This is a genomic window from Nocardiopsis lucentensis DSM 44048 (assembly GCF_000341125.1).
In the GTDB taxonomy this organism is placed as follows: domain Bacteria; phylum Actinomycetota; class Actinomycetes; order Streptosporangiales; family Streptosporangiaceae; genus Nocardiopsis; species Nocardiopsis lucentensis.
Map to the genome: position 1 here is coordinate 1 of NZ_ANBC01000296.1, position 1276 is coordinate 1276.

The 1276-nt window shown below is 76.3% G+C and carries 1 pseudogene; it reads left to right on the forward strand.

The features are described from left to right. Window positions 1-1276 (forward strand): annotated as a pseudogene (locus D471_RS40110) (hypothetical protein); the annotation flags it as partial.

Consider the following 1276-nt stretch of genomic DNA (forward strand, 5'->3'; position numbering starts at 1 on the left):
GACCGGCCATGGGCGCCTGAGCCCGCGCGTGCCGACGAGTCCTGGGGCGGGGAGACCTCCTCCACGGACGCTCCGTGGTCTTCCGAGTCCGCCGCACCGGGTGCCGACGAGCCCTGGACTCCGGGCGCCACCACGCTCTCCCCGGAAACCCCCGCCCCGTCGTTCGACGAGCCCCGTGGCGGCTCCACCGACATGCCGTGGTCCCCCGAGCCCGGCGACGCGCAGTGGAACCCCGGCCCCGCCCTCGACCGCGTCAACGAGGCGTGGTCCCCCGGCACCCCTCCGGCCAACGAGCCCTGGACCCCCGAGGCGCCGGCCGACGACGGACTCGGGGCCCGGTCCCCGATGCCCCCGGCGGACGGCCCGGACCCCCTGGCCCCTCGCCCGGACTCCTGGGCCGACGACGAACTCGGCTCCGACTCCTGGGGCGCGGACGCGCGTTCCGGCGGCCTCGGTGCTCCCCGGACCTGGGACGAGCGCACCGACGACCTGGACACCTGGGCGCCCGCCCGGGACGGAGGCGACGCCTGGAGCGGCACGCGGCCCGCCGAGCCGTGGACCGGCCCGTCCACGGACGGTTACGACGACGAGCTCTCGCCCGCTCCGGCGCCCCTCGAGCAGAACCCGCCCGGTGGCGGCACCGGCAACACCTGGGTGTTCGACCGCGATGACGCCCGCCTGCCCGACTCGGTGCGTGAGGCCGAGCGGCGCCGCCGGGAGAACGGCCCCGCCCAACCCGAGTACCGGGACTGGGGCGGTGAGCCCGAGGGGCCGGACGACGGTGCCCCCTCCGCGGCCGTCCCCGGCTCCGACGACCCGCTCGGAACGATCGCCGACATGCAGTCCAGGGCCCGCTTCCAGGACGAGGGGAACGTCCGCGACGCGGAGCAGCAGCCGGGCGGCGCCACCCAGATGTTCGACGCCCTCTCCTTCGACGACCCCGAGCCGGGCGCCGACCGGTACGGGGCTCCCGCGTACGGCGACGGGGGGTACGACGACTACGGGGACGGTGACGATCCCCGCTACGCGGACGACGGGTACGCCGAGCAGTCCTACGACTCCCGGTACCACGACGTCGGATACGACGAGGACCCGGCGGAGGGCTACGACGACGATCCCCGCGCCGCCGCCCCGGGGATGCCCTCGGACCTGGGTCCCGCTCCGGAGGAGACGGCTGATCCGCAGGGGCCGGACGCGGAGTCCGAGTACGACGACGGATTCACCCCGGCCGACTACGGAATGCCGGTGGACCAGCCGAGGCAGCGGCGGGGGGGGG